This window comes from Pelomonas cellulosilytica, assembly GCF_021353265.1.
GTDB classification, from domain to species: domain Bacteria; phylum Pseudomonadota; class Gammaproteobacteria; order Burkholderiales; family Burkholderiaceae_C; genus Pelomonas; species Pelomonas cellulosilytica.
In genome coordinates, this window is record NZ_JAJTWU010000002.1 from 43,139 (window position 1) to 63,887 (window position 20,749).

At 71.1% G+C, this 20,749-nt stretch carries 22 protein-coding genes; 12 read left to right on the forward strand and 10 right to left on the reverse strand.

What is annotated here, in order from left to right; all coding sequences use genetic code 11:
• Together LXT13_RS28760 and LXT13_RS04185 are read left to right on the forward strand one after the other, a co-directional pair.
• Positions 1-3,495: a beta strand repeat-containing protein gene (locus LXT13_RS28760; protein ID WP_233370360.1), complete on the forward strand. Its 3,495-nt coding sequence runs from the start codon at positions 1-3 to the stop codon at positions 3,493-3,495.
• A gap of 55 nt (positions 3,496-3,550) precedes the next feature.
• A complete protein-coding gene (locus LXT13_RS04185) occupies positions 3,551-4,573 on the forward strand; it encodes an alpha/beta hydrolase (RefSeq protein WP_233370361.1) in 1,023 nt (340 codons plus the stop codon).
• A 39-nt stretch (positions 4,574-4,612) separates the two neighbouring features.
• Here LXT13_RS04185 and LXT13_RS04190 read toward each other — a convergent pair whose 3' ends face one another.
• The 5 genes from LXT13_RS04190 to LXT13_RS04210 form a co-directional block, all read right to left on the reverse strand.
• Positions 4,613-6,469: an ABC transporter ATP-binding protein gene (locus LXT13_RS04190; protein ID WP_233370362.1), complete on the reverse strand. Its 1,857-nt coding sequence runs from the start codon at positions 6,467-6,469 to the stop codon at positions 4,613-4,615.
• Positions 6,470-6,567: 98 nt separating this feature from the next.
• Complete coding sequence (locus LXT13_RS04195) at positions 6,568-6,843, reverse strand: DUF2164 domain-containing protein (RefSeq protein ID WP_233370363.1); 276 nt, start codon at positions 6,841-6,843, stop codon at positions 6,568-6,570.
• Positions 6,840-7,163, reverse strand: a complete 324-nt coding sequence (locus LXT13_RS04200; protein WP_233370364.1) for a hypothetical protein — start codon at positions 7,161-7,163, stop codon at positions 6,840-6,842. Before LXT13_RS04200 ends, LXT13_RS04195 begins: the two co-directional genes overlap by 4 nt.
• A 144-nt stretch (positions 7,164-7,307) precedes the next feature.
• The gene (locus LXT13_RS04205) at positions 7,308-7,577 is read right to left on the reverse strand and encodes a DUF2277 domain-containing protein (protein WP_233370365.1); all 270 of its coding nucleotides are present in this window, start codon (positions 7,575-7,577) and stop codon (positions 7,308-7,310) included.
• A 13-nt stretch (positions 7,578-7,590) separates the two neighbouring features.
• Positions 7,591-7,764: an oxidoreductase-like domain-containing protein gene (locus tag LXT13_RS04210; RefSeq protein WP_233370366.1), complete on the reverse strand. Its 174-nt coding sequence runs from the start codon at positions 7,762-7,764 to the stop codon at positions 7,591-7,593.
• Between the two features lie 82 nt (positions 7,765-7,846).
• Between LXT13_RS04210 and LXT13_RS04215 the strand changes: the two genes are divergently transcribed.
• The 8 genes from LXT13_RS04215 (at position 7,847) to LXT13_RS04250 (ending at position 13,043) form a co-directional block, all read left to right on the forward strand.
• Positions 7,847-8,173 (forward strand): YbjQ family protein, encoded by a 327-nt coding sequence (locus LXT13_RS04215; protein ID WP_233370367.1) that lies wholly within the window; start codon positions 7,847-7,849, stop codon positions 8,171-8,173.
• 4 nt (positions 8,174-8,177) lie between these two features.
• Positions 8,178-8,465 (forward strand): hypothetical protein, encoded by a 288-nt coding sequence (locus LXT13_RS04220; RefSeq protein WP_233370368.1) that lies wholly within the window; start codon positions 8,178-8,180, stop codon positions 8,463-8,465.
• Positions 8,458-8,880: a hypothetical protein gene (locus LXT13_RS04225; RefSeq protein WP_233370369.1), complete on the forward strand. Its 423-nt coding sequence runs from the start codon at positions 8,458-8,460 to the stop codon at positions 8,878-8,880. Before LXT13_RS04220 ends, LXT13_RS04225 begins: the two co-directional genes overlap by 8 nt.
• 101 nt (positions 8,881-8,981) lie before the next feature.
• Positions 8,982-10,202: a helix-turn-helix domain-containing protein gene (locus LXT13_RS04230; protein ID WP_233370370.1), complete on the forward strand. Its 1,221-nt coding sequence runs from the start codon at positions 8,982-8,984 to the stop codon at positions 10,200-10,202.
• Between the two features lie 47 nt (positions 10,203-10,249).
• The gene (locus LXT13_RS04235) at positions 10,250-10,912 is read left to right on the forward strand and encodes a Vgb family protein (protein ID WP_233370371.1); all 663 of its coding nucleotides are present in this window, start codon (positions 10,250-10,252) and stop codon (positions 10,910-10,912) included.
• A gap of 147 nt (positions 10,913-11,059) precedes the next feature.
• A complete protein-coding gene (locus LXT13_RS04240) occupies positions 11,060-11,815 on the forward strand; it encodes a DUF899 domain-containing protein (protein ID WP_233370372.1) in 756 nt (251 codons plus the stop codon).
• A 17-nt stretch (positions 11,816-11,832) separates the two neighbouring features.
• Entirely contained in the window at positions 11,833-12,420 is a 588-nt protein-coding gene (locus LXT13_RS04245; RefSeq protein ID WP_233370373.1) for a hypothetical protein, read from the forward strand.
• Positions 12,393-13,043 (forward strand): MSMEG_1061 family FMN-dependent PPOX-type flavoprotein, encoded by a 651-nt coding sequence (locus tag LXT13_RS04250; RefSeq protein WP_233370374.1) that lies wholly within the window; start codon positions 12,393-12,395, stop codon positions 13,041-13,043. The genes LXT13_RS04245 and LXT13_RS04250 overlap by 28 nt, the downstream gene beginning before the upstream one ends.
• 2 nt (positions 13,044-13,045) lie before the next feature.
• Here the strand turns inward: LXT13_RS04250 and LXT13_RS04255 are convergent, their stop codons facing one another.
• Positions 13,046-16,600 (reverse strand): L-glutamate gamma-semialdehyde dehydrogenase, encoded by a 3,555-nt coding sequence (locus tag LXT13_RS04255; protein ID WP_419964642.1) that lies wholly within the window; start codon positions 16,598-16,600, stop codon positions 13,046-13,048.
• An 87-nt stretch (positions 16,601-16,687) separates the two neighbouring features.
• Between LXT13_RS04255 and LXT13_RS04260 the strand changes: the two genes are divergently transcribed.
• Positions 16,688-17,158, forward strand: a complete 471-nt coding sequence (locus LXT13_RS04260) for an Lrp/AsnC ligand binding domain-containing protein (RefSeq protein ID WP_233370375.1) — start codon at positions 16,688-16,690, stop codon at positions 17,156-17,158.
• 471 nt (positions 17,159-17,629) lie between these two features.
• Here the strand turns inward: LXT13_RS04260 and LXT13_RS04265 are convergent, their stop codons facing one another.
• The 4 genes from LXT13_RS04265 to LXT13_RS04280 all read right to left on the reverse strand — a co-directional run bounded on the left by LXT13_RS04265 (position 17,630) and on the right by LXT13_RS04280 (position 19,935).
• Positions 17,630-18,085, reverse strand: coding sequence for a PIN domain-containing protein (locus tag LXT13_RS04265; RefSeq protein WP_233370376.1), 456 nt, complete (start codon positions 18,083-18,085; stop codon positions 17,630-17,632).
• Between the two features lie 7 nt (positions 18,086-18,092).
• Complete coding sequence (locus LXT13_RS04270; RefSeq protein WP_233370377.1) at positions 18,093-18,398, reverse strand: type II toxin-antitoxin system Phd/YefM family antitoxin; 306 nt, start codon at positions 18,396-18,398, stop codon at positions 18,093-18,095.
• Positions 18,399-18,653: 255 nt separating this feature from the next.
• Positions 18,654-19,238 carry a uracil-DNA glycosylase family protein gene (locus tag LXT13_RS04275; protein WP_233370378.1) on the reverse strand — a complete coding sequence of 195 codons (585 nt, stop codon included), beginning with the start codon at positions 19,236-19,238 and terminating at the stop codon, positions 18,654-18,656.
• Between the two features lies 1 nt (position 19,239).
• Positions 19,240-19,935: a dienelactone hydrolase family protein gene (locus LXT13_RS04280; protein ID WP_233370379.1), complete on the reverse strand. Its 696-nt coding sequence runs from the start codon at positions 19,933-19,935 to the stop codon at positions 19,240-19,242.
• Between the two features lie 88 nt (positions 19,936-20,023).
• Here LXT13_RS04280 and ribA point away from each other — a divergent pair, with 88 nt between their 5' ends.
• Positions 20,024-20,629, forward strand: a complete 606-nt coding sequence (ribA, locus tag LXT13_RS04285) for a GTP cyclohydrolase II (protein WP_233370380.1) — start codon at positions 20,024-20,026, stop codon at positions 20,627-20,629.
• Positions 20,630-20,749: the final 120 nt, after the last annotated feature.

Sequence of the window (20,749 nt, forward strand, 5' to 3'; positions counted from 1 at the left end):
GTGGCTCGCCGATACGCGCTGCGCGCGCTGCCCGCCGCCCTGGCCCTGCTGGGGATGCTGCCCGCGCCGGGCGGCGCCGCCGTCCATGTCTGGACCGGCGCCGGCAGCGCCAACTGGAGCGATGCCGCCAACTGGACTGGCGGCCTGCCCGCGGCCGGCGGCGAGCTGCTGCTGGACAGCGCCACGCGCACCGCCAGCTTCAACGACATGGCCGGCCTCACGCTGTTGAGTCTCACGCTCGGCGCCAACGCGCCGGCGCCCGCCGTCAGCGGCCAGGCGCTGCGCTTCCAGGGCGACGGCGCCGCGCTGCGCCTGCTGTCCGATGGTGGCCATGGCACCGTTGACAACGCGCTGGTGCTCGACAGCACGCTGCACGTCACCGGCGGCCCCAGCAGTGGCAGCCAGCTCTTCCTGAGCGGCGACATCGGCGGCAGCGGCGGCTTCACCGCCATTGGCGGGCGCACCGTGCTCAGCGGCAGCAACAGCTTCGACGGCGGCACGACGGTCGCCAGCGGCGCCGCGCTGGGCGTGGCCGCCGGCGGCCTGGCGGCGACCCGCGGCATCCAGGTGGCCCACGGCGGCGAGCTGCAGATCGTGGACTCCAACGTCTCGACCACGCTGACCGCGTCCATCGCACTGGGCGGCACGCTCAGCAGCAGCGCCGGCTTCGTGCAGACGCCGTTCGGCCTGGTGCCGGGAGGCATCGTGCAGGGCGCCATCACGTTGACCGATGCGGCCACCATCACCGCCGTGGGGGGCACGCCCGCGCGGCCGGTGAAATTCGTCGTCGGCAGCCCGGTTGACCGCGCCGGTCAGCCGCTGACGCTGAGCACCGGCGGCGCCAACAACACGCTGACCACCGCCGCCATCAACGGCAACGGCACGCTGACACTGCGCCCGAACGGCGGCGCCATCAGCACCGGTGCCGTGACCGGCACGGGCGACCTCGTGGCGTCGGGCAACGGCGGCAGCGCCACCGTCGCGAGCCTCGCCGGCCGTGGCCGCGTGCTGGTGGACTTCACGCCCAACAGCTTCAGCGAGCTGGTCGTCACCGGCGCGCTCACCGGCCAGCACGACCTCGACGTGCGCGGTGGCACGCTGAGCCTCGGCAGCACCGTGCCATTGGAATTTGACGGGCAGGTCAGCCTGCGCGGCAGCGGCACGCTGAGCCTGGGCCGCGAAAGCGTGCTGGGCACGGCGAGCCCCAAGCTGCAGTTCGTGAGCGGCGGCCGGCTGCTGGTGCGCGACGGCCTGGGCCTGACGCGCCCCCTCGTCACCACCGGCGGCCAGGCGCTCGTGCAGTTCGGCGGCGGCAGCAACACCGTCAGCGGCGCCATCAGCGGCGACGGCGGCATCAGCTTCGTCGGCCCCAACATCGCGCTGACCGGCGACAACAGCTTCGCCGGCGGGCTGGCCATCCTGAACGACGGCACGGTCAATGCGGCCGGCCTGCCCAACCTGACGACGCTGCGCTTTCTGAACGACGGCAACCTGGGTCAGGCCGGCCAGGGTGTCACGCTGGGTGGCGCGCTGGCGCTGCCCGACGGCTACACGCTAACCCGCCCGCTCACGGTCATCGGCACGGCCGCGGCCATCAGCGGCGGCGGCGATCACACGCTCGCCGGCCCCATCACCGGCGACGGCCGGCTCAACCTCGGCGGCGCGGCGCGCTACGTGCTGAGCGGCACCGCCACGCACGCCGGCGGCGTCACCGTGGCCGGTCAATCGGACGGCCAGGCCGCCGTGCTCGTCATCGACAGCGATGCGCGCCTGGGTGCTGCCACCGGCGTGCTGAACCTGGGCCGAAGCAGCGGCTTCTTCACGCTGCCCGGCACGCTCGTCGCGGCGGGCCGGCTCGACATCGCCGCCACGCGCAGCACCAGCTTCCGCGACATGACGGTGGACACCCACGGTTTCGACGTCATCTTCAACCAGCCCATCGACGGCCTGGGGCTGACCAAGGCCGGCGCCGGCACCTGGACGCTGAACACCGCCAACACGCGCACCGGTGCCGACAACGTCGTGCGTGTGCTGCAGGGCACGCTGGCGCTGGGCGTGGACGAAGCGCTGGGCCCGCGCAGCCTGGTTGACGTGTCGGCCGGCGCCCAGCTGGCACTCGGCGGCCATGCGCTGACCGTGACATCGCTCAACACCGGCGATGGCAGCACCGTGGACCTGGGCGCCGGTGGCCGGCTGAACCCGCTGTTCGGCACGCTGGACGGCATGCTGACGGGCCAGGGCCAGCTGCTCGTCGGCCGCGACGGTTTCTCGCCCGGGGCCGTCACGCTCAACGGCGCCAACGGCTTCAGCGGCGGCATCGCGGTCACGAACGGCAGCCGGCTCACCGCGGGCCATGTCGACGCGCTGGGCGCGGCCACCAACGCGCTGCGGCTGGACAACGGCACGCTGGAGGCCAGCGGCCGGCTGGCGGCGCCGCTGGTGATCGGCAACGCGGCGAACCTGCAGATCGGCACGGGCGGCGCGGGCTTCCTGGCCGGCGGCCAGTCCGTCGTCATCGAACGCACGCTGACCGGCCCGCTGGCGCTGCGATTGCAGGGCGGCAGCCTGCCGTCGAGCCTGGGCGGCGATGGCGGCTCGACCGACGTGCGGCTGGCGGCGCGCGACAACCGTTTCACCGGCGATCTCGTGCTGGGCGACCCGCAAGGCTTCGGCGCCGCGGTGGTGGGCCTCACGGCCGATGGCTCGCTGGGCGCGGCGGGCAACCGGCTCGTCCTCGGCAAGAGCGTGTTCGACGGTGAAACGACGCGCAGCGCCATCGGTGGCCTGCGCGCCTGGGACTCGTTCACGCTGGCCGCCGGCCGTACCGTGCTGCTGGACGGCAGCGCCGGCGACACGGCGGGCTTCATCGACACGAACGGCCACACGCTGGTGCTGGCGCGCGGCATTGGCGAGCTGCAGCCGGGCCTCGGCCTGCTGAAGACGGGCGAGGGCACACTCGTCGTGAACGGCGTGCAGGGGTATACGGGGCTCACCACCGTCGAGGCCGGCACTCTGGGCGGGCATGGTGAGCTGGAGCGGCTGGCGGTGCAGGCGGCCACGCTGGCGCCGGGCGAGAGCGCCGGCCTGTTCAGCGTGCGGCAGGGCCTGAGCTTCGCCGGCGGCGCCGTGCTGGCGATGGAGCTGGGCGGCCTCGCCCGCGGCAGCGGTTACGACGCGCTGGACGTCGGTGGCAACGTGGACCTCGGGACCGACACGCGGCTGCAGCTCAGCTTCATCGGCGGCTTTACCGCGGCGGCGGGACAGAGCTTCCAGCTGGTCGGCACCGCGGGCGACTGGGTCGGCCAGTTCGCCAACGTGGCCGACGGCGGCCGGCTGCTGACGACCGATGGTGCCGGTAGCTTCGTCGTGCACTACGGCAGCGGCCAGGGGCTCGCGCTGAGCGACTTCCAGGCGGCGGCCGTGCCAGAGCCGGCCAGCTGGGCGCTTCTGGCCGCCGGCGGCGGGCTGCTGGCCTGGCGGCGACGCAGGGGCTGAGAGCCAGCCGGGTCAGACACAAACCAGCGACAAGGCCCGGTTAACGTCAGGGCTCATGAGCCCGCATCGACCCGCCCGTCCGGACCGCCGCACGCTGCTGCTGGCGGCCATCTGCCTGACGCTTGCCGCCTGCGCCGGCGGCCCGCCCGAGCCCAAGCCCTGGGTCGAGACCGCCACGCGCGAGCTGGGGCTGGCACTGGCCAGCTTCGAGGTGCAAGGGCGGCGCGTGAACGTCACGCGCAGCGCCCACGCGCCGGCCGCCACGCCGGTCGTCGTCTACCTGCCCGGGCTGGGCCAGGGCAGCGACGCCGGCCAGCGCTGGGCCACCGCCTGGGCGCAGGCCGGCTACACGGTGCTGGCGGTGCAGCCGCTTGAAGCCGACGCGGCGGCCTGGAGGTCGGAGCTGTCGCGCACCGGCGAGTTCCGCGAGCTGGGCCTGCTGCACTACGGCGATGCCTTGCGCGCCGACCGCCTGGCCGCGCTGCGCCGCCTGCTGCCGGCGATGCAGGCAGCCCAGCCCGCGCTGGACTGGCGCCGTGCCGCACTGGCCGGCTATGACACCGGGGCGCAGACGGCCCTGGATTCTCGCGGCGACGCCGGCTGGCAGGCTGTCCTCGCGATCAGCCCGCCGGCCATGCAAGCCCCCGCCCATGGCGCGCCGACGCTGGTCATTACCAGCGAGGTCGACCAGGACCCGCTGGGCCTGCTGCGCAGCCCCGGCGAGCGTCGCCAGGCCTTCGACACGCTGGCGCCCGGCAGCGGCTGGCTGCTGATGCTGGGCGCCGTTTCACACGCGGCGCTCGCCGGCACGCTGGCGCCCGAGGGCTGGCATGGGCAGGACCAGCACCGTGGCCCGGCGGGCATGGGCGGCGGGCTGGGGGGCGGCATGGGCGGCGGGCGCGGCGAGGGCCATGCGAGAGGCCCCGCCGGTGGCGGCGCCCGCGGGCCGCGCAGCGGCAGTGCCACCGAGGCCGCGCAGTCCGACCTGGGCAGCGGCCTGAGCCTGAGCACCACCTTCCTGGCAGCGCAGTTGGGCGGCCAGCCGCTGCCGGCCGGCACTCAGCTTCTGCCACGCTGAGCCGGGCCGTCGGTGCCGCGCCGGCCCCATGGGCCGGGGTCAGTCGTCGAGCCCGAGGAAGCCGCCGCTCTGGTGCGCCCACAGCCGCGCGTAGATGCCGTTCATCGCGAGCAGCTCGGCATGCGTGCCCTGCTCGACGATGCGGCCGGCGTCCATGACGATGAGGCGGTCCAGCGCGGCTATGGTCGAGAGCCGGTGCGCGATGGCCACCACCGTCTTGCCTTCCATCAGCGTGTAGAGGCTTTGCTGGATGGCCGACTCCACCTCGCTGTCGAGTGCGCTGGTGGCCTCGTCCAGCAGCAGGATGGGTGCGTCCTTCAGCATGACGCGGGCAATCGCGATCCGCTGGCGTTGGCCGCCGGACAACTTCACGCCGCGCTCGCCGACGAAGGCCTCCAGACCCGTGCGGCCCTTGGGGTCGGACAGCTGCGCGATGAACTCGTCGGCATGGGCCTGCCGGGCGGCATGCGCCAGGTCGGCGGGCGTCGCGTCGGGGCGACCGTAGAGGATGTTGTCGGCCACCGAGCGGTGCAGCAGCGAGGTGTCCTGCGTGACCATGCCGATGTGGCGGCGCAGCGAGTCCTGTGTGATGTGGCGGATGTCCTGTCCGTCGATGAGGATGCGGCCGCCGCCTTCCGGTAGGTCGTGCAGGCGCAGCAGCAGGTTCACCAGCGTGCTCTTGCCCGCGCCGCTGCGGCCCACGAGGCCGATCTTCTCGCCGGGCCTGATCGTCAGGTCCAGCCCGTCGACGACGACCTTGCCGTTCGGGTAGGCGAAGCGCAGTTGCTCGAACCGCACCTCGCCACGCGGCACGGTCAGCGCGGTCGCGCCGTCAGCGTCCACCACGGTGTTGGGCTTTGACAGCGTCGTCAGGCCGTCCTGCACGGTGCCGATGTGCTCGAAGAGGGACGCCATCTCCCACATGATCCAGTGCGAGATGCCGTTGAGCCGCATCGCCATGGCCGTGGCGGCGGCCACCGCGCCCACGCCCACGGCGCTCGTGCTCCAAAGCCACAGCGACAGCAGCGCGGTGGAGCCCACCAGCAGCGCCGACAGCGCCGAGTTGACGACCTCGAAGCCCGTCACCAGCCGCATCTGGCCGTAGGCCGTGACCATGAAGTCCTGCATCGCCGACTTGGCATAGGCGGCCTCGCGCCGGTCATGGGCGAACAGCTTGACGGTGGCGATGTTGGTGTAGGCGTCGGTGATGCGGCCCGTCATCAGGCTGCGTGCATCCGCCTGAGCCTGCGCGATCTTGCCCAGCCGCGGCACGAAGTAGCGCAGTGCGACGACGTACAGCGCCAGCCAGAGGCCGAACGGCGCCATCAGCCACGCATCGAAGCCGGCGACGATGGCCACCATCGTGCCGAAATAGACGGCCACGTAGACGAGGATGTCCACGACGATGAGCCATGTGTCGCGCACTGCCAGTGCGGTCTGCATGACCTTGGTGGCGATGCGGCCGGCGAATTCGTCGCCGAAGAAGGCCAGGCTCTGCGCCAGCATGCGGCGGTGGAAGATCCAGCGCAGCCGCATCGGGAAGTTGCCGAACACGCCCTGGTACTTCGTCAGCGCCTGCGCCCCGGTCAGCGCGATGCTGGCGGCGAGCACGGCCAGCAGCATCGTCACGATTGGCTGGGGCTGGCTCCACAACTCGGCCGGCTTCACGGCCGCGAGCCGGTCCACGAGGGAGGCTACAAGCCTGAACAACCAGGCCTCCGCCGCTGCGATGCTGGCCGTCAGCAGCGTGATGCCGAACAGATGCGGCCGCACTCCATCCGCGCAGCGCCACAGGAAGGCGAAGAAGCCATTCGGCGGCGCGGCGACGGCGGTCTCGGGGTAGGGATCGACGAGGCGCTCGAAGCGCGAGGTGAGGGGGCGGAACAGGGAAGCCATGCGGTGCCGGCGCGCGGCGCGCTGGCGCCAAGCGTGTGGACGAAAAGCCGCTAGTTTCGCTAAACCGCGGAGCGGGTCATCGCTGCATTCAATCCAGCTCAGCGCCGCCCGGCGCCCTTCGGAGCGCGGCGGCTCCAGTACTGGAAGGCGTCCTCGTGTACCTCCACGTCCACCTCGGCAACCCGCTGGGCCAGGCGCTCCTGCACCTCGGTCACGGCCTGGTTGTAGACGAGGGGCGCGATCTCCTCCAGGAAGAAGCCCAGCAGCGCGCCGGCCGCAAGGTTGCCAACGCGGTCATCGAACTCGGCCTCCAGGTAGCGCTGCAGCGACGCGATGGCCTGCTCGCGCTCAGCGCGGTCCAGCTCGATGGTCATGGCGTCACTCCGCTGGCTGCCGGCGTGGCGGCGGCCGGCACCGGCACGACGACGCCCGGCGTCAGCGAGATCTCGTCCACCGGCGTGACGCCGGTGACGAAGTAGCGCGTGTCGCCGAAGCAGGAGCCCGGCAGGCCCACCTTCTCCTCGTAGTGCAGGTTCACGCGCCGGCCCATCAGCTTGTTGATGGCGGCGGCCGTCGCCTCGTCGTGCACCGTGAAGTAGAACTTCTCGACGGTAGCCGTGCCCGGCAGCGAGACGAGCGCCTGCTCGCCCTCCCAGGTCTTGCAGACCCAGCCCTTGTGCGAAAACTTCTGCACCCAGCCGGCCCGCTCGCCGTCGGAGTAGCTCCAGCGCTAGGCGAAGAACAGCCAGGCGATGAAGAGCAGCAGCAGGGCGACGAGGGTCAGGGCGATCTTCAGGCGCATGAGGTGCTGGGAGAGCCGGGGCGCGGCGATTGTGCGTCAGCGCGCGAAGCGTTCGGCCGACCGCGCGCGGGCCTTGGCGGCCTCCACCTCGCGGTTCTTCGGCTCGGCCGTTGTCGTCAGCGAGGCGATCAACGTGCGGGCCTCCGCCGTGATGGCGGCTACCGCGCGGTCGAACGCCGCCTGGTTGGCCTGCGACGGCACGTTGAAGCCGCTGAGCTTGCGCACGAACTGCAGGGCCGCATCGCGGATTTCCACCTCGGTCGCGGGCGGCTCGAAGTTGAAGAGGGTGCGGATGTTGCGGCACATGAGGGGGTCTCCTTCAGCGGCCGTCGGGATGCCGTTCCCGCCACGCCCGCAGCTTCTGGCGGTAGTCGTCCATCGCGAGGTCGTAGAGGTCGAAGATGCACGGGTCACAGCCGTTGCCGCAGCAGTTGTCCAGGTCGGGCTGGGGCGGCGGCAGGGGCTCGGGGTCGTCGTCGGGCGCGGGCGTCATTGGGCTTATTGTGGAGGCGCCCTAACGGATTCCTGATGCCGGCCGGCCTAGCATCCCGCCACGTCTTTGCCAGGAGCACCGCATGTTGATCGTCACTACCGAGAACCTCGCCGGCCACCGCGTCACCGAGGTCAAGGGCCAAGTCTTCGGCGTCGTCGTGCGCAGCCGGGGCCTCGCGGGCAACGTGATGGCCGGGTTGCGCTCCCTCGTCGGCGGCGAGATCACGGAGTACACCCAACTGCTGGAGGAGGCCCGCCGCCACGCCATCGACCGCATGGTCAAGAACGCCACGCTGATGGGTGCCAGTGCGGTGGTCATGATGCGCTTCGACTCGTCCGAGATGGGGCAGACGATGAGCGAGATCGTTGCTTACGGCACGGCGGTCGTCGTCGAGAAGCTGCCGGGCTGACGCCATGCTGCGCACATTGCTGTTGATCGTGTCGGTCGCGGCGTTTGCCGTCGGGCTGGGCGTGTGGTGGCTGGGTCATCGTGACGCCTTGCCTGTGGCGCTGTGGAGCGGCGGCCTCGCGCTGGCCGTGGCGGTGGAGCGCTGGCGGTACCGTGCGCGCACCGTCGCTGGCGAGGGCTGGGAGCCCACGGAGGAACGCTTCATCGACCCCGAGTCGGGGCAGCCGATGAGGGTGCTGTTCAACCCGCGCACCGGCGAGCGGCGCTACGAGGCCATGGCTGGGCATGACTGACGGGACGGCCTATGCGATCAAGACCGGCATCGCCGACCCTTGCGCGCGGTCGTGGACGTTCACGGCACAGAAGACGATGTACGGCGGCAGGTACATCGCCGTGGGGGACAGGCTTTTCCTCTTCGCCAGCGAGAACGAGGGCGGCGTGGGGTTGGTGGCGCGCGGCGTCGTCACCGCGACTGAAGCTACGCCGCGGCTGACCGGCGTCCAGCGGCAGACGCCGCGCGTGAGCGTCTCCGTACGGCGCGACGCGCCGGCCTTGCGGCGGCTCGGTCGCGCGGACTTGAAGCCGTTCGACGACTGGAACGACGGTCGGCCCGAGACGGAGCTGAACTTCAAGTTCTACCGCCAGGCGACCGACAAGATCGTGGGCTTGTCGACCGAGGCCGCAGCCTTTCTGGACGGATTCTTCTAGCCGTTCAGGCGCCACTGTGCAGATCGCCGGGCGGGCGACGGTGGCGCGGCGCGGGCAGCGGCTGCTGTCGGGCCGCGCCCGACAGGCCCTACGCTGTGGGCATGGATTCGCTGATTTCCGCCGCCGCCCGGGCCCTGGCCGCTGGAGACGCACTGCAGGCGCTCAAGCACGTGGCTCTGCGTGACGACCCGCCCGCGCTGGCGCTGCGGGGCATCGCGATGGCGCAGCTGGGCGAGCTGGCGCGTGCTCGCGAGCTGCTGCGGCGGGCGGCGCGCGGGTTCGGTGCCCACGAGGCGCTGTCGCATGCGCGCTGCGTGGTGGCCGAGGCCGAGGTGGCGCTGGCGCTGCGCGACGTGGCCGCGCCACCCCGCACGCTGGAGGCCGCGCGCGCCACGCTGGCCGCGCAGGGCGACCGTGCGAATGCGCTGCAGGCGACGTTGATCGCTGCGCGGCGTGCGCTGCTGCTGGGCAGGCTGGGCGACGCGTCGGCGCTGCTGGCCTGCGCTGAGACGACGGGGCGGCCGCCACTGCCAGCCGCAGTGGCGGCGCTGGCTCGGGCCGAGCTGGCGCTGCGCCAGCTGCAGGTGGCCGAGGCAGAAGCTGCGCTGGCCGATGCGACGCTGGCGGCGCAGCGCAGCGGCATCCCGGCACTGCAGGCCGAGGCCGCCCAGCTGAGCGACGTGCTAACCCAGCCCGCGGCTCGTCGGCTGGGCCGCGGCGAGCCAAGGCCGCTGCGACTGCACGACGTGGCGGCGCTGCTGGCATCCGGCGCGCTGGTGGTGGACGCTTGCCGCCACCGACTGTGCGCGGGCGACCTGCAGCTGGCGCTTGCTCGCCGGCCGGTGCTCTTCACGCTGCTGCGCGTGCTGGCCGAGGCCTGGCCCGGCGACGCGGGCCGTGACGCGTTGATCGCCCGTGCCTTCCGGCTGCGTGACACGGACGACACGCACCGCGCCCGGCTGCGCGTGGAGATCGGCCGGCTGCGTGCGCTGGTGGCGGCCTTCGCGCGCATCGACGCGACGCCCACCGGCTTCGCGCTGCGCCCGCAGCAGGAGCGGGAGGTGGTGGTGCTGGTGCCCCCTTTTGACGGCGACGCGGGCGAGCTGATGGCGCTGCTGGCCGATGGGGCGGCCTGGTCCACGTCGGCGCTGGCCCTGGCGCTGGGTGACAGCCAGCGCACCGTGCAGCGCGCGCTGGCCGAGCTGGAGGCCAGCGGCCGCGTGCGGGCCATCGGCCAGGCGCGGGCGCGCCGCTGGCTGGCGCCGCCGCTGACCGGATTCACGACGATCTTGTTACTCCCCGCCGCGCTGCCGCTTGCGTAGATTCACGTCCATGCGCTGACCCCGGCGCCCCTCACCCGGAGACGACGATGACCGACGCATCTGCACCTCACACCCAGGCCGCCGAGATCGTGCGCGAATACGACTCGATCGACGGCGTCGGCCAGATCGGCGGCGTCACGCACGATGGCGAGCGCGTGTGGCTGGCCGCCGGGGCGGCCCTGGTGGCCATCGATCCGGCGAATGGCCGGGTGCAGCGGCGCATCGAGCGCCCGGCGGACGCCGGTACTGCCTTCGATGGCCGCTACCTCTACCAGCTTGCCGAGGCGCGCATCGACAAGATCGACCCGGCCAGCGGTGAGGTGGTCGCGTCCATTCCGGCACCCGGCGCGGGCGGCGACTCCGGCCTGGCCTGGGCCGAGGGCAGCCTCTGGGTCGGCGAGTACCGCGCCCGCAAGATCCACCAGATCGACCCCGGCACCGGGGCCGTCCGCCGCACCATTGAGTCCGACCGCTTCGTCACCGGCGTGACCTGGGTGGACGGCGAGCTGTGGCATGGCACGTGGGAGGGCGACACGAGCGACATCCGCCGCGTCGACCCGGTCAGCGGTGCGGTGCTGCAGCGCCTGCAGATGCCCGAGGGCGCGAACGTGAGCGGCCTGGAGTCCGACGGACGCGACCTGCTTTACGCCGGCGGCGGCAGCAGCGCCAGGCTGCGCGCTGTCAAGAGGCCCCTCGCCCCGTCTCGCTGAACGCGGGCAAGGCTAGCCGGTCCCCGCGGGGACGGCGATGCCGACGGCGTTGAGCCGCCCGCAGCTCAACCCTGATTTCTTCAACCGCGACGCGCACCTGACCCCGGGTGCAGCCGCCGCATGCCTTCTTCAACCCTGGAGCCTGTGATGACCCTGACCGACCACCCCACCGTGACCCGCGACCGCTGGATCGCCGACCGCAAGGCGCTGCTTGCGCGCGAGAAGGAACTCACCCAGCTGCGCGACCGCATCGCCGCCGAACGCCGGGCACTGCCCTGGGTGCGGCTGGAGAAGGACTACGTGTTCGACACCGCCGACGGCCCCCGTTCCTTGAGCGAGCTGTTCCAGGGCCGGCGGCAGCTGCTGGTGCAGCACTTCATGTTCGGCCCCGGCTGGGAGCAGGGCTGCAAGAGCTGCTCCTACATGGCCGACCATCTCGATGGCATGGCGCTGCACCTGGCCCACCGTGACATCGCGCTGCTGGTGGTGTCGCGCGCGCCGCTGTCCGAGCTGCTGCGCTTCCGCGAGCGCATGGGCTGGCAGTTCCCCTGGGCGTCGTCCCAAGGCAGCGACTTCAACCGCGACTTCCACGTCAGCTTCGAGCCCGAGGACCGCCAGGACGGCGAGGTCTACTACAACTTCCACATGACGGCCTTCCCGCAGACGGAGGCGCCCGGTATCAGCGTTTTCTACAAGGACGACGCTGGCGCCGTCTTCCACACGTACTCGACGTTCGGCCGCGGCGTGGAAGTGATGATGGGCACCTACAGCCTCGTGGACCTGACGCCCAAGGGCCGCGACGAAGATGGGCTGTCGTACACCATGGAATGGGTGCGGCACCACGACCGCTACGAGGACATGCCGCCCGCGCCCGCCAGTTGCTGCGGCGCGGACAAGGCCTGACGGCCATGAACGGCGCCGTGAGTCTCTGGCCCTGGCTGGCCGTGGCCGGTGCCGGCGCGCTGCACGGGCTCAACCCGTGTTCGGGCTGGGCGCTGGCGGCGGCCTGCGGCTGGCGCTCGCGCGATGGCCGCGACGCGCTGCGCGTGCTGGCGCTCGTGGCGGCGGGCCACGTGATGTCGGTCGCTGCCGTTGCGGTCGCCGTGGCATTGGGCCTTGCGATGGACCGCTTGTGGACACTCGCCGTGGTTGTGGTGGCGGCTACCGCGCTGCTTGCGTGGCGCCGGCGCCGCCGCGCCGGGCTCCTGGGCGCCATGGCCGTGTCATTTACCACCGCGACGGTGCAGGGCAGCGGGCTGATGCTGGTGCCGGCCTTCGTGCCACTGTGCCTGAGCGGCTCACCGGCGCGGGAGATCACGGCGACGGGGTCGCTGGCCCTCGCGCTGTCTGCCGTGGCGGTTCACATGGCAGCGATGCTGGTCGCCACGGCGGCGATGGCTTGGCTGGGAGTGCGCGGCGTGGCCGCGTGCCGCGCCGTCTTGCGCCCACAATCCGGCCATCACACCTTGCGAGACCTGCGATGCCCGCGCCTGCCGCCCACCGGCTGACCGCCGACCTCATTCACACCGAAGCGCAGCTGCGCGAACTCATCGGCGAGCCCGCGCCGCTGACCTGCGCCAAGATCACCGACCGGCTGAATGCCGCGACGCGGCGGTTCATCGAGCTGTCGCCGCTGGTGTGCCTGGCGACCAGCGATGCCGAGGGCCGCTGCGACGTGAGCCCTCGCGGCGACCCGACCGGCTTCGTGCGCATCCTCGACGATCGCACGCTCCTGCTGCCCGATCGCCCGGGCAATCGGCTGGCCGATTCGATGCGCAACGTGCTGGCCAATCCGCGGGTGGGCCTGCTCTTCATCGTGCCGGGCGCGACGGAAACCTTCCGCGTCAATGGGCGCGCCGTGCTGACGACCGACGCGGCCCTGCTCGCTCCCAGCGTGGTGGAGGGCAAGACGCCGCGGCTGGGCCTGCTGGTGGACATCGAGGAGGCCTACACGCAGTGCAGCAAGGCCTTCCTGCGCTCGAACTTCTGGGACCCGGCGCGTTTCGTGGACCCGGCGGTGTTGCCCACGGGCGGCGAGGTGCACCGGGCCATCCAGGGGGAGGGCTTCGATGCAGGGGGCTACGACGCCGCGCGTGCCGAACGCTACCGCCGCCGCGAGGGCTTCTACTGAGCTCAGTGGACGCCGGCCAGCAGCGCCGCGTTCCCTCCCGCTGCGGCCGTATTCACCGTCAACGTCTGCTCCGCCGCAAAGCGGTAGAGCTGGCGCCCATGGCCCGCGGCGGTGACGAGAGGCAGGATGGCACCGGGCCGTGCGGCCAGCGCCTGAGCCAGCGCGTGGGCCGCGGCGGCGTCTGACGAGGCGAGCGCGACGCCGGCCAGCTGCGGCGCGGCCAGCAGGCCGGGCAAGGCGGAGTCGGCCAGCAGCGTCAGCGCCTGAGCGGGCAGGCCGGCGCGCAGCAGCGCCTGGCGGGCGCGTTCGTCGCCGCCCAGCCAGATCGCGCTGTTGCCGGCCAGCAGCGCACTGACGGCTGCGGCCAGGCCGGCGTTTCCGCGGCCCAGCACCGCAAACAAGCCGCGCGCGTGGCGGCGCAGCGTGTTGCTCTCGCCGGTGGGGCCGGGCAGGGCCAGTTCGGCGAACTGCGTCTGTGCCGCGGTGAACAGACCGCGCAGCGCGTGGGCCGTCGGCGCGTCCAGCGTGTCGGCCGCGCGCCGCAGCAGGGCGATGCGGTCGAGCAGCGGCATGTCGCGCCAGGTGGTATCGGCGGCCACGGCCAGCGGGGCGGCCTGTGCATCTAGCGTGAGCGCCGGGGCCGGCGCGTCGAGCACTGGCTCGGCGCAGAAGCGGCGCAGGTAGTCTGGCCCGCCGGCCTTGGGGCCGGTGCCGGACAGGCCTTCGCCGCCGAAGGGCTGCACGCCGACGACTGCGCCGATGATGTTGCGGTTGACGTAGACGTTGCCGATGCGCGCCTCGTCCGCCAGACGCTGGGCGCGGCTGTCGATGCGCGTCTGGATGCCCAGCGTCAGGCCGTAGCCCAGCGCATTGATGTCGCGGATGACCTCGTCGACTGGCGCCGTGAAGCGCACGACATGCAGCACCGGGCCGAAGATCTCCTCGCGCAGGCGTTGCACGCTGGGCAGCTCGAAGGCGATGGGGCGGATCTGCCGTGGCAGCGGCTCGGCCACCGGCGCTTCGGCAATCAGCGTGGCCTCGCGCTTCAGCCGCTCGATATGGCGGGCGATGTTGGCGTGTGCCTCGTCGTCGATGACCGGACCCACGTCGGTCGCTAAGCGCGCCGGCTCGCCCACGCGCAGCTGCTGCAGCGCGCCCTTGAGCATCTCGATGACGCCGTCGGCGATGCTGTCCTGCACGCACAGCAGGCGCAGCGCCGAGCAGCGCTGGCCAGCCGAGCGGAAGGCGCTCTGCACGACGGCGTCGATGACCTGCTCGGGCAGTGCCGTCGAGTCCACGACCATCGCGTTGAGGCCGCCCGTTTCGGCGATCAGCGGGATGGGCGAGTTCGGCTTGCGAGCGAGCGCCTTGTTGATGGTCTGCGCGACGGCGGTGGAGCCGGTGAAGCACACACCCGCGGTGTGCACTTGCGCCACGAGGCCGGCGCCGACGGTCTCGCCCGGCCCGTGCAGCAGCGCCAGCGCGTCGGCTGGCACGCCGGCGTCGTGCAGCAGCTCGACCATCTTCAGCGCGACGTATGGCGTCTGCTCGGCGGGCTTGGCGGCCACCGTGTTGCCGGCCACGAGCGCGGCGACCACCTGGCCAGCGAAGATGGCCAGCGGGAAGTTCCACGGGCTGATGCAGACGAATACGCCGCGCCCCTGCATCGCCGTCGCGTCGGCCTCGGCCTGGTCCGCGTAGTAGCGCAGGAAATCCACGGCCTCGCGTACTTCGGCGATGCAGTCGGCCTGGGTCTTGAAGGCTTCCTTCACCAGCAGCGCGCAGAACTCGGGCAGGCGCGCGTCGAGCGCGTCCGCCGCGCGGCGCAGCGACGCGGCGCGCTCGGTCACGAGGCGGGCGTTCCACGCGGGGAAGCCGGCGTGCAGGCGCTGCATCGCAGCCTCGACATCGGCGCTGGTCGCTTCGGGCACGGCAGCGATGACGGTACTGTCGAGTGCGCTCTGCAGCGGCGCGCGCTGTGCGGGCACGGCCAGGTCGGCGCCGGTGGAGTTGCGCCGGCCTCGGCCGTTGTCGTCCATGTACAGCGCCGGTGGCAGCGGCAGCGACGGCGTCGAACGCACGTCCGCCAGTGGCGAGCCCAGCAGTTCGGGCACCTGCACGGCCGGGTCGGCCAGCTGGTGCACGAAGGACGAGTTGGCGCCGTTCTCCAGCAACCGGCGCACGAGGTAGGCCAGCAGATCGCGGTGCTCGCCTACCGGCGCGTAGACGCGGCAGGGGATGCTGCCGTCCTTCAGCACCTCGCGGTACACCCCTTCGCCCATGCCATGCAGCCGTTGCATCTCGAAGGCCGCGCCGGCCGCGCGGGCCATCTGCACGATGGCGGCGATGGTGCCGGCGTTGTGGCTGGCGAACTGCGGGTAGATGACGTCGGCATGCTGGATCAGAGCGCGGGCGCAGGCCAGGTAGCTCACGTCGGTGTGCTGCTTGTGCGTGAACACGGGGTAGTGCGGCAGCCCCAGCTCCTGCGCGCGCTTGATCTCGCCGTCCCAATATGCGCCCTTCACGAGCCGCACCATGAAGCGCAGGCCGTGCCTGCGAGCGATGGCCGCCACTTCGTCGACGACCGCCAACGCGCGCGTCTGGTAGGCCTGCACGGCCAGGCCGAAGCCGCGCCACTCGGGGCAGACGATGGCGATGCGCGCCGCCAGCGCGTCCAGCACGTCAAGCGACAGCTCCAGGCGGTCCACCTCCTCGGCGTCGATGGTGAGGTTGATGTTGGCCTCGGCGGCCAGCTCGATGAGTGTCCACACGCGTGGCAGCAGCTCGGCGAACACGCGCTCGCGCTGCAGCACCTCGTAGCGGCTGAACAGCGCGCTGAGCTTGATCGAGATGCCGTCCGAGCCTTCCGGCGACTCGGCGCGGCGGCCGGCGCTGATGGCCTTGATGGCGTTGACGTAGGCCCGGTGGTAGCGGCGCGCGTCGTCTTCTGTCCGGGCGCCTTCGCCGAGCATGTCGTAGCTGAATCGAAGGTTCTTCAGCGCGTTTCGCGCCTCATCGGCTTCGGACATCGCCTCGCCGATGTTGCGGCCCAGCACGAACTGGCGGCCCAGCAGCTGGATGGCGCGCACCGTGGCCGCGACGACGGTCTGCGCGCCGAGGCGCTTGAACAGGCCACCCTCGTCCTCGGCACCGGGCAAGAAGCGCTTGGACATCGAGATGGCCGACGCCGACAGCGCCGCCAGCATCTTGTGCGGGCTGCCCTGGCTGGCGCCGTCGAAGTCGGCGCGGCCGAGTTGGTCGGCCGTCAGCGCGATGGCTGTGGGGGCGTCCGGCACGCGCAGCAGCGCCTCTGCCAGCCGCATCAGCGCCAGGCCCTCGGCGCTGGTGATGGGGTACTCGCGCAGCAGCGATTCCATCGCCCAGAACGGCGCGGGGTGGCGTCGCACCTGCTCGACCCACGGCGTGGCCATCGCGACGACCTGCGTCCAGTCCAGCGCACTGCCCATGCGTGCCGCCAGGGCCTGCACGGCGCTGCTTTCGTCGCGGTACGGGTCCGGCAGGCGCGGTTGCTCGGGCGGGGTGATGAACGCGGACATGGCTTTCTCCTGGTGAGATCAGCAATGTATGAAGAGTGGTGCTGGATTAAATTCCAACGATTGCACTTTGTGCCGAAGGAAATCCAGATGAGCAGCGAGGCCACCCTCGACAAGATCGACGCCCGCATCTTGCGCGTGCTCCAGGCCGACGGGCGCATTTCCAACCTCAAGCTGGCCGAGGCAGTGCACCTGTCGCCCACGGCCGTGTTGGAGCGCGTTAAGCGGCTGACGCGCGATGGCTACATCCTCGGTTACGAGGCGCGGCTGAACCCGGCCAAGCTGGGGGCGGCGATGCTGGTCTTCATCGAGGTGCACCTGGACCGCACGGTGCAGGACGTCATGGACACGTTCAAGGCCGCCGTGCAGGCCCGCCCCGAGATCCTCGAATGCCACCTCGTGGCCGGCGGCTTCGACTACCTGCTCAAGACACGCGTGCGCGACATGGGCGCCTACCGTGAATTCATCGGCAGCGTGATCTGGACGCTGCCGGGCGTGCGGGAGACGCGGACGTATGCGGTGATGGAGGAAGTCAAGGCGACCACGGCGCTGCCGTTTTGATGCCCGGGGGGGACAGGCGGAATCACATGGTCCGGCGAGCTGGGCGCGTCAAGAAAGCGGCGTCTGTTATGTGGCGAACCTGGTCGGTCGGCGGCGGCCGGCGGACTCGCGGCGTCGGCGTCGCAGCGGTCATTCGGACGCCAGCGCGTTTGCCAGCGCAATGGCCGGTTCATTCAAGGAAGCCAACATTCGCGCCGCAGGTTCGAACGGCGGCGACATGAACAACCGCCATGCGGCGTTGCGAAATTCCGGATCCGACCCTGAGCGGACCTAGAAACTGCGGAATTCGGCGCCCGCTTGCAGTCGGTCGGTCTCGACGTTCGATCTTGGGAGTACCTCTTGCGGCATCACCGCTCCCAAAGCACAACGACTCCGCCCGGCGCCGGCGGCCTCAGGGTGCCTGACATGGGTTCCGATGCGCCGTCCTGGCCAGCAACCCTAGGCCCCAGCCTACGTATCGGCCCATCGATCTCACCCTGCAGACTCTTCGGGCGAGGGAGACTCGTCAGGTGACAAGTACAACTTGACCCGGCTGGTCGTCCAGGTGGCCACACCCGTGCCGAAGAAGTCGGCGTCTTCGGTCCAAACGGGGCAATCCAACATCAATGCACAGGCCAGAGCTGGCCAGTCGTCGGCATCGCGTTCCCCTATGCGTGCGAGGGCGCGCTGCTCAAATGACCGGTACATCTCTGAGTCCAGCGGGCGTACCACGGACTCAAGTGCATCGAGAGTGGCGAGGGCAGCCGCGCCGTCGACACCTCGCTTCTCCAACAATCCGGGGAGGTACTTGCGCGCTTCGTCGAAGGCGGTGTCCGGAGCAAAAAAGCTCACGTCAGCCAGAGACCCCACGATCAGCTCGCGCACACGCTGCCCCAGAACAGCGCGGATCAAGATGTTTGCATCGAGGACGATAGCGCGCTGCCTCATCGCCTGATCACGCAAGCTTCGAACGAACGACAGTCTTGCTCTGCTGCTTTGAGCCTGCCTTACGCGCAGCCTTGAACTCCGATGCAACCTCGCCGACGTCGATCGCCCTGGCAGCCAAGATGCGATCCAGCTCGGCTGCTGCCTTCTTCAGCGCGACGACATCGGCTTCGGACTGGCCGTGTGTCGGGATGAAGTAGCCCACCGTTTGGCCATGCCGGGTAACCGCAACAGGTTTGTCTGACGCGATGAACTCGGCAAGCCCCGCGCGAAACTCACGAATGCCGACCCTTGCGCTTTCCATGTTGAACTCCATGAGCATCTTGCGTGCTGGGTATTGTGGATCAATGTGTACACAAGAGCAAGGGGAGGGATGGAGCCTGGCTCGCGGGACGGTCAAGCGACGTGAGCCGTCTCGTGGCTGCCTGTCGTCAGCGACCGCAAATGGCCGGCAATGTGAGTTCGTTGAATTTCCACTTTCCCGTCTTCGGCCTGGCACGTGTCGCCGTCGGCGGAGGGTTGCCGCCGGGCCGGACGCTGGTTCACGGCGGCACGCGAGGGTTGCAGCGCCTCAGCGCACCAGCACGGCCTGCACGGCCTCTCGCAGCGCCGGCAGCACTTCCGCCGCGAACCATGGCCGATCCCGCAGCCAGCGCTGGTTGCGGGGGCTCGGATGCGGCAGCGGCAGTACACCCTTGGCCAGTCCGTCGCGCCAGCCGGCCACCAGTTCGTCGACGGACGCACGGCGCTGCAGGTGCCAGCCCAGTGCATGGGCGCCGATGGCCAGCATCAGGTGCAAGTAGGGCAGCGCGTCCAGCACGCGCCGGCGCCACAGCGGCGCGCATTCCGGCCGTGGCGGCAGGTCGCCTGACGGGCCCGCGCCGGAAAAGCACAGGCCCATCGGCAGGATGGCAAAGCATGTGGGGTCGTAGAACTGCTCGCGTGTGATGCCGAGCCAGGCGCGCAGGCGGTCGCCGCTGGCGTCGTCGAACGGCCGGCCGCGTTCATGGGCGATGCGGCCCGGCGCCTGGCTGGCGATGAGGATGCGTGCGCGCCGGTCGAGCTGGAAGATGGGCTTGGCGCCTAGCGGCAGCGCCGGCTCGCAGTGCCTGCAGCCGCGCAGCTCGGGCAGCAGGCGCCGCAGCGCGGTGGCCACGTCAGCCCAGCTGCTGCCCGAAGAACCGCATCGTACGGTCCCAGGCCTGCTCGGCCCAAGCCGCGTCGTACTGCGTGTTCGGGATGCGGCCCGGGCCCTGGGCGGTCTCGTTGGCGAAGGCGTGATGGGCCAGGTAGCGGTGCGCCTCGTAGCGCACACCGGCCTCGGCAAACTTCGCTTCCAGCGCGTCGACGTTGGCGATGGCGAAGAAGGCGTCCTGCGTGGCCCAGTGGGCCTGCAGCGGCATCTTGATGCGCGACGCGTCCACGTACTCCAGCGGCGGCATGCCGTACCAGACGACGCCGGCGTCGGCCTCGGGCACGTGCACGGACGACAGCACGGTCAGCGCGCCGCCCATGCAGTAGCCGGTGACACCGACCTTGCCGCTGCCGAGATTCAGGCTCTTCAGGTACTGCACGGCGCCGCGCACGTCCTGCGTCGCGGCATCGGCGAAGTTCAGGCCCGTCATCAGGTGGTGGGCCTCTTCGGCCTCGACGGTGTGCTTGCCGCGGTAGAGGTCGGGCACCAGCGCCGTGAAGCCAGCGCGGGCGAAGCGCTGGGCCACGCCGCGGATCTGGTCGTTCAGGCCCCACCATTCCTGGATGACGACGACGGCGCCGACCGGGTGTGACGCCTCGGCCAGATAGCCAGGAACGCTGGTGCCGTCGGGGCGCTGGAAGTGGATGTCTCGAGCCATGCTGCTACTCCTGCACAGGGTGGAAGGCTGCAGCCTAACCCGGCTGAGTACGGGTTTCCCCGTGCGGGGCGACAATGGCGCCCAGACCATGAAGATCGAACACATCGTTTCCACCCGGCTGCCGACCCCGCACGGCGAGTTCGTCATCCACGGCTTCCGCGAAAGCGACAGCGGCCAGGAGCATGTCGTGCTGAGCCTGGGCGAGCTCACCGGCGACGAGCCGCCGCTGGTGCGCGTGCACTCCGAGTGCATGACCGGCGAGGTGTTCGGCTCGCTGCGCTGCGACTGCCGGCCGCAGCTGGAGGGCGCGATGAAGAGCATCGCGGCGCTGGGCCGCGGCGCCATCGTCTACATGCGCGGCCACGAGGGCCGGGGCATCGGCCTCGTACAGAAGCTGCGCGCCTATGCCGAGCAGGACGCTGGCAAGGACACCATCGAGGCCAATGCCGCGTTGGGCCTGCCCATCGACGCACGCCGCTACGACGCTGCGGCCTGCATGCTGCGCGCGCTGGGCGTGCACCGCATCCGGCTGCTGACGAACAACCCGTTGAAGATGGCGGCGCTAGCCGAGTTCGGCATCGAGGTCGTGCAGCGCGAGGCGTCGCTGACCCGGCCCGGCCCCGAGAATGAGCGCTACCTGCGGACCAAGGCCGACCAGATGGGCCATCACGACCTGGGTCATCTCTTCGAGTGATCGGGTCAATGCGGCGTGCCCCGCCCGGCACGCCGACGGGCTGAGCCCGGGCCGGGCCCAGGGCAGTTTCCAGGTTGAAGTGGTGTGCGCTTTCGCTAGAGTCGCCGGCGGCATCAGACC

Coding starts and splice junctions, on each gene's coding strand:
- ribA (WP_233370380.1), top strand. CDS start 20,024: ATGAAGATCGAACACATCGTTTCCACCCGGCTGCCGACCCCGCACGGC.
- LXT13_RS04280 (WP_233370379.1), bottom strand. CDS start 19,935: ATGGCTCGAGACATCCACTTCCAGCGCCCCGACGGCACCAGCGTTCCT.
- LXT13_RS04215 (WP_233370367.1), top strand. CDS start 7,847: ATGTTGATCGTCACTACCGAGAACCTCGCCGGCCACCGCGTCACCGAG.
- LXT13_RS04250 (WP_233370374.1), top strand. CDS start 12,393: ATGCCCGCGCCTGCCGCCCACCGGCTGACCGCCGACCTCATTCACACC.
- LXT13_RS04190 (WP_233370362.1), bottom strand. CDS start 6,469: ATGGCTTCCCTGTTCCGCCCCCTCACCTCGCGCTTCGAGCGCCTCGTC.
- LXT13_RS04260 (WP_233370375.1), top strand. CDS start 16,688: ATGAGCAGCGAGGCCACCCTCGACAAGATCGACGCCCGCATCTTGCGC.
- LXT13_RS04210 (WP_233370366.1), bottom strand. CDS start 7,764: ATGACGCCCGCGCCCGACGACGACCCCGAGCCCCTGCCGCCGCCCCAG.
- LXT13_RS04205 (WP_233370365.1), bottom strand. CDS start 7,577: ATGTGCCGCAACATCCGCACCCTCTTCAACTTCGAGCCGCCCGCGACC.
- LXT13_RS04225 (WP_233370369.1), top strand. CDS start 8,458: ATGACTGACGGGACGGCCTATGCGATCAAGACCGGCATCGCCGACCCT.
- LXT13_RS04185 (WP_233370361.1), top strand. CDS start 3,551: ATGAGCCCGCATCGACCCGCCCGTCCGGACCGCCGCACGCTGCTGCTG.
- LXT13_RS04270 (WP_233370377.1), bottom strand. CDS start 18,398: ATGGAGTTCAACATGGAAAGCGCAAGGGTCGGCATTCGTGAGTTTCGC.
- LXT13_RS04195 (WP_233370363.1), bottom strand. CDS start 6,843: ATGACCATCGAGCTGGACCGCGCTGAGCGCGAGCAGGCCATCGCGTCG.
- LXT13_RS04255 (WP_419964642.1), bottom strand. CDS start 16,600: ATGTCCGCGTTCATCACCCCGCCCGAGCAACCGCGCCTGCCGGACCCG.
- LXT13_RS04265 (WP_233370376.1), bottom strand. CDS start 18,085: ATGAGGCAGCGCGCTATCGTCCTCGATGCAAACATCTTGATCCGCGCT.
- LXT13_RS04240 (WP_233370372.1), top strand. CDS start 11,060: ATGACCCTGACCGACCACCCCACCGTGACCCGCGACCGCTGGATCGCC.
- LXT13_RS04220 (WP_233370368.1), top strand. CDS start 8,178: ATGCTGCGCACATTGCTGTTGATCGTGTCGGTCGCGGCGTTTGCCGTC.
- LXT13_RS04230 (WP_233370370.1), top strand. CDS start 8,982: ATGGATTCGCTGATTTCCGCCGCCGCCCGGGCCCTGGCCGCTGGAGAC.
- LXT13_RS04235 (WP_233370371.1), top strand. CDS start 10,250: ATGACCGACGCATCTGCACCTCACACCCAGGCCGCCGAGATCGTGCGC.